The following is a 5,429-nucleotide window of genomic DNA, read 5'->3' as shown; positions in this document are numbered from 1 at the left end:
CCTCCGCGCGCTGCCGCTCGCCCTGGACCGGTACGGGATCACCCTGCGCCTGGAGGAGCGCACCGGGCACCACGACGTACGACTGCCCTTCCCCTCCCCGCTGGACGACGTGGAGCAGTCGGGCACGCAGATCCAGGCCCTGCTCAGCGCGGCCCGCAGGCGCTCGCACCCCAACACCCTGCCCGCCTGACGGCCGTCCCCGCAGACCCGCCGGAGGGCTGCCGGAGGATCGCTGGAGCCGGGGAACCGGGCGGAACACCTCGCCCCGACCCGGTCGTTGCCCCCTACATGAAGGCAATCACCTACAGCAGCTACGGAACTCCCACCGCCCTGGAGCTCGTTGACGTACCAGAGCCCAAGGTGGGTCCCGGCGAGGTGCTGGTCCGGGTCAGAGCCGCCGGGGTCAACCCCGTGGACTGGAAGCTGGCCGCCGGCTTCCTCGGGCACGTCCTGGAGGTCCGCCACCCGGTGATCCCGGGGTGGGACGTGGCCGGCGTCGTCGAGGCCGTCGGCCCCGACACCGACGACTACGCCGTGGGCGACGAGGTCTACGGGTACGTCCGCAAGGAATGGGTCCAGCTGGGCACGTACGCGGAGCTGGTCTCGGCCCCCGTGCGCACCCTCGCCCGCAAACCCGCGACGCTCACGTTCGAGGAAGCCGCGGGCCTCCCCCTGGCCGGGCTCACCTCCTACCAGGCCGTCACCCGCGCCGGAGTCTCCGCCGGGCAGACCGTGGTCATCCACTCCGCCGCCGGCGGGGTCGGCTCGCTGGGCGTGCAGATCGCCGTCGCCCTCGGCGCCCGGGTCATCGGAACCGCGAGCGCCCGCAACCACGACTACCTGCGCTCGCTCGGCGCCGAACCGGTCCTCTACGGGGACGGCGTGGCCGAGCGGGTCGCCGCGCTGGCCCCCGAGGGCGTCGACGTCGGGCTCGACTTCTACGGCGAGGGCGGCGTCGAGCTGCTCCAGTCCATCGTCCGCCCGGGCGGTCCGGTGATCTCCGTCGCCGACAACGACGCCGGCGACAAGGGCGCGAAGCACATCTGGGCGCGTTCCTCGGCCACCGACCTCACCACCCTCGCGGAACTCGCCGACACCGGGAGGATCACCGTCAAGGTGGGGCACGTCCTCCCGCTCGCCGAGGCCGGACGGGCCTGGGAGCTGAGCGCGGCCGGCCAGGCCCGCGGCAAGATCGTCCTCACGGTCTGAGCCGGACGCCGGACGCCGGACGCCGGACGCGCTCCGAGCCTGACGCCGAACGCCTCGCGGGCGGCCGGAGTTCCGCACTCCGGCCGCCCGCGCGCACAGCACGCGACCGGCCCGCCCCTCCTCAGGAGATGATCGGCTTCCCCCCGTCGGCGCCCAGTGCGGGCCCGATCGCCCTCAGCGAGCCGGGGGTGCGGCCGTGGCCCCAGCCGATCTCGCGGCGGTAGCTGCCGAGCAGCCCCCTGCCCACCAGGCCGGCCTCGTCCCGCACGGCCGGGTCCTCGGGCAGCGGCCGGGTCAGCGGGGACACGAAGAGCGCGTCGACGGGGCAGTTGGCCTCGCACAGGAAGCAGGTCTGGCAGTCCTCCTGCCGGGCCAGGAGGGGGATCCCGTCCGGGCCGCGTTCGAAGACGTCCGTGGGACAGACGTCGACGCACTTGTCGCAGGCGATGCACCGCTGCGCGGAGACCAGTTCGATCACGCCGCCACCTCCGCGGGCCGGGTCCACACCCGGTCGAGTCCGCCGGTCAGGATCCGGTGGTGCAACGCCGGGTCCTGGTCCGGATGGTCGAGCCGTCTGGCCATGCCCCGGCTCTCGCGGCGGGCCAGCGCGGCCGCGTACATCCACCGCGCGTGCGCCGTCATCGCCGCCGCCTCCCGTGCCTTGACCAGGCCGGCGCCCTCGCCGTGCAGGGATTCCCGCAGCGCGGCCCAGCCCGCGTCGAGGGCGCGCAGGGACCGGGCGAGCCCGCCGCCGTGGCGCAGGTAGTTCTTGTCGTACGGGAGCACTTCCTTCTGTACGAGGTCCACGGCCGCGCGGTGGCCGGGAGAGGCGGCGGCGGATCCGCCGGGGCGGAGCCCCGCTCCGCCCGCCCCGCGCACCGGCCGGGAGGCGGCGCACCCGGAGCCGAGCGAACGCGCGTGCCGGGCCGCCCCCCGCCCGGCCCAGCTGCCGGAGGAGATGGCCCAGGCGGCGTTGTGGCTGCCGCCTCCGGTGAAGCCCCCGCAGATCTCCTCGCGGGTGGCCGCGTCCCCGGCGGCGTACAGGCCGGGCACGCCCGTGGCGCAGTCGTCGCCGGTGAGCCGGATCCCGCCGGTGCCGCGCACGGTGCCCTCGGCCAGCAGGGTCACGGAGAAGCGGTCGGTGAAGGGGTCGATGCCGAGCCGGTCGAAGGTGAGGAAGAAGTTCGGCTGGGCGCGGCGCATGGCGGCCCGTGCGTCCGGGGCGGCACGGTCGAGGCGGGCGTACACCCTGGCGCCGGTGAGCAGTTCGCGGGCGATGGCCGAGCGGCCGCCCTGGCTGGCGGCGCCCTCCAGTTCCGCGCCGTCCTCCCGGTAGAAGGTGGCGAAGGAGTAGAAGGCCGTCTTGGTGACGGAGGTTCCCTCGGGGGCGATGCCGTAGGCGTTGGAGAACTCCATCCCGGAGAGCTCGGCCCCGGCCTCGGCGGCGAACAGGGCGCCGTCGCCGGTGTTGGTGTTGGTGCCCAGCGCCCCGCTGAGGAAGGCGCAGCCGCCGGTGGCGAGGACGACCGCGCCGGCCCGGACCCGGTAGTGCTCGCGGGCCTGGCGGCGGTATCCGGCGGCGCCCGCCACGGCTCCGTCGGAGGTGGTGAGCAGCTCGGTGACCGGGCTGTGGTCGAGGACGCGGACCCCGGCGCGGCGGATACGGACGCGCATCCGCCGCATGTACTCGGGGCCCTGGAGGCCGCCGCGGAGCTGCTGCCCGTCGGGGCCGGCGGGGAAGGGGTAGCGGCCTTCGACGGCCAGCTCGTTGATCCGCTCGTACGTCTCGTCGAGGACGCGGGCCATCCAGCGGCGGTCGGCGAGGTAGCCGCCGAGGCCCTCGCGGGAGGCCATGGCGGCCTCGCGGGCGGCGGGCTCGGGCGGGACGTACCAGACGCCGGTGCCGCCCGCGGCCGTCGCCCCGCTGGTGCCGCAGTAGCCCTTGTCGGCGAGGACGACGGACGCCCCCGCCTCGGCGGCCTTCAGGGCGGCCCAGGTGGCGGCCGGACCCCCGCCGACGACGAGGACGTCGGCGAGGTGGTCCGTAACTCGGCCGCTCACGCGGGGTTCCGGGCGTACCGGTTGGCGGGGCGGGGCAGGCCGTAGTGCTCGCGCAGGGTGGCGCCCGTGTACTCGGTGCGGAAGAGACCGCGGCGCTGGAGGATCGGCACGACGTGGTCGACGAAGTCGGTCAGGCCGGTGGGCAGGACGGGCGCCATGATGTTGAAGCCGTCGGCGGCCCCCCGGGTGAACCACTCCTCCAGCTGGTCGGCGATCTGCTCGGGGGTGCCGGCGTGGACCCGGTGGCCGCGGCCCGCGCCGAGGCGGGCGATCAGCTCGCGCAGGGTGAGCCCGTCGCGGCGGGCGAGTTCGGCGACGAGGGTGAAGCGGCTCTTGTTGCCGTTGATGTCCCGTTCCTCGGGGAGGTCGGGGAGGGGGCCGTCCAGCGGGAGGCCGGTCAGGTCGGTGCCGAGCATGCCGGAGAGCTGGGCGAGCCCGTACTCGGGGATCTGGAGCTCGGTGAGCTCCTGCTCCAGGGCCTTCGCCTCGGCCTCGGTGGAACCGATGACGGGGGCGATGCCGGGCAGGACCAGGAGGTCCTCCTCGGCGCGGCCGTACTTGGCGAGGCGGGACTTGAGGTCCTTGTAGAAGGTCTGGCCGTCGGCGAGGGTCTGCTGGGCGGTGAAGACGGCCTCGGCGTACTGCGCGGCGAACTCCTTGCCGTCCTCGGAGGAGCCGGCCTGTACGAGCAGCGGGTGGCCCTGGGGCGAGCGGGGCACGTTGAGCGGGCCGGCCACGGAGAAGTGCGCGCCCCGGTGGGCGGCGGGGTGGAGCTTGTCGGTGTCGGCGTAGACGCCCCGCTCCTTGTCGAGGACGATCGCGTCGTCCTCCCAGCTGTCCCAGAGCTTGGTGGCGACCTCCAGGAACTCGCGGGCGCGCTCGTAGCGGACGCCGTGCTCCAGGTGCTCGTCCCGGTTGAAGTTGCGGGCCTCGTCGACGCTGCCGGAGGTGACGATGTTCCAGCCGGCCCGGCCGCCGCTGATGTGGTCGAGGGAGGCGAACTTGCGGGCCAGGTTGTAGGGCTCGTTGAAGGTGGTGGAGACGGTCGCGATCAGACCGATGCGCGAGGTGACGGCGGCGATGGCGGACAGCAGGGTCAGCGGCTCGAACCCGCCGAGGGCGTTGTAGCGGGCCTTGCCCCAGAGGGCGACTCCGTCGGCGAAGAAGATCGAGTCGAGCAGGCCGCGCTCGGCGGTGCGGGCCAGTTCCTGGAAGTAGGCCAGGTCGGTGACGCGTTCGGGGCTGGCCGCGGGGTGGCGCCAGGCGGCGTCGTGGTGGCCTGCGTTCATCAGGAAGGCGTTGAGGTGGAGGGTGCGGGGAGCTGCGGACATGTCTGTTCCCTTGGATGCGGCGGGGCGGGTCAGGCGGGGACGCGCCAGAGGCTGAGGCGGCGTTCGACCGCGACCAGGAGCTGGTTGAAGGCCACCCCGATCGCGGAGATCGTGATGATCCCCGCGTACATCTGGGGGATGGCGAAGTTGAACTGCGAGGCGTTGATCAGGTAGCCCAGCCCGGCCTTGGCGCCGATCATCTCGGCGGCCACCAGGACCAGGATCGAGACCGCGCCCGCCAGCCGGATGCCGGTGAAGACGGCCGGGACGGAGGCCGGGAGGATCACCTTCTGGAAGAGCCGGGGCGTGGAGAGGTCCATCGAGCGGGCCAGCCGGACCAGGGTGGGGTCGGCGTTCCCGACGGCGCTGATGGTGTTCAGCAGGATCGGCCAGACGCAGGCGTAGACGACGATCGACACCTTCGAGGTCTCCCCGATGCCGAGGAGGAGGACGAAGACGGGCAGCAGGGCGAGGGCGGCCGTGTTGCGGAACAGTTCCAGCAGCGGCCCGAGGAAGGCGGCGACGGGGCGGTACCAGCCGATCAGCAGGCCGAGCGGGACGGCGATCACCACCGCGATGGTGAAGCCGCCGAAGGAGCGGACGAGGCTGGCCCGGGTGTGCTCGCCGAGCTGGCCGTCGGCGAGCAGCCCCCACCAGGCCCGGGCCACCTCGCTGAAGGGCGGCAGGAACGTGGCGTCGACCAGCCCGAGCCGGGGCGCGGCCTCCCACAGGGCGAGCAGGGCGAGCACCGCCGCCGACCGCAGCAGCCCGGCCCGCACCCATCGCAGCACGGCCGCGGCCCCGGCCGGGCGGCGGGCGGGTCCGGCC

The 5,429-nt window shown here is 74.2% G+C and carries 6 protein-coding genes; 2 read left to right on the top strand and 4 right to left on the bottom strand.

What is annotated here, in order from left to right; genetic code table 11:
* Positions 1-190, top strand: a 190-nt coding sequence (locus VR44_RS35405; protein ID WP_045951754.1) for a DUF2470 domain-containing protein, incomplete at its 5' end; no start/stop codon positions are given.
* A gap of 98 nt (positions 191-288) precedes the next feature.
* Entirely contained in the window at positions 289-1,209 is a 921-nt protein-coding gene (locus tag VR44_RS35400) for an NADP-dependent oxidoreductase (RefSeq protein WP_045951753.1), read from the top strand.
* Between the two features lie 121 nt (positions 1,210-1,330).
* Here the strand turns inward: VR44_RS35400 and VR44_RS35395 are convergent, their stop codons facing one another.
* The 4 genes from VR44_RS35395 to VR44_RS35380 all read right to left on the bottom strand — a co-directional run.
* Entirely contained in the window at positions 1,331-1,687 is a 357-nt protein-coding gene (locus VR44_RS35395; protein ID WP_045951755.1) for a 4Fe-4S dicluster domain-containing protein, read from the bottom strand.
* A complete protein-coding gene (locus VR44_RS35390; protein WP_045951752.1) occupies positions 1,684-3,270 on the bottom strand; it encodes an FAD-dependent oxidoreductase in 1,587 nt (528 codons plus the stop codon). The genes VR44_RS35395 and VR44_RS35390 overlap by 4 nt, the downstream gene beginning before the upstream one ends.
* Positions 3,267-4,601, bottom strand: a complete 1,335-nt coding sequence (locus VR44_RS35385) for an LLM class flavin-dependent oxidoreductase (protein ID WP_045951751.1) — start codon at positions 4,599-4,601, stop codon at positions 3,267-3,269. Before VR44_RS35385 ends, VR44_RS35390 begins: the two co-directional genes overlap by 4 nt.
* Positions 4,602-4,630: 29 nt before the next feature.
* On the bottom strand, positions 4,631-5,429 hold a 799-nt coding region (locus tag VR44_RS35380), incomplete at its 5' end, for an ABC transporter permease (protein ID WP_045951750.1).

The sequence above is a fragment of the Streptomyces katrae genome, from assembly GCF_000966975.1.
GTDB classification, from domain to species: Bacteria; Actinomycetota; Actinomycetes; order Streptomycetales; family Streptomycetaceae; genus Streptomyces; species Streptomyces katrae.
This window is presented reverse-complemented; position numbering and strand designations above follow the sequence as displayed.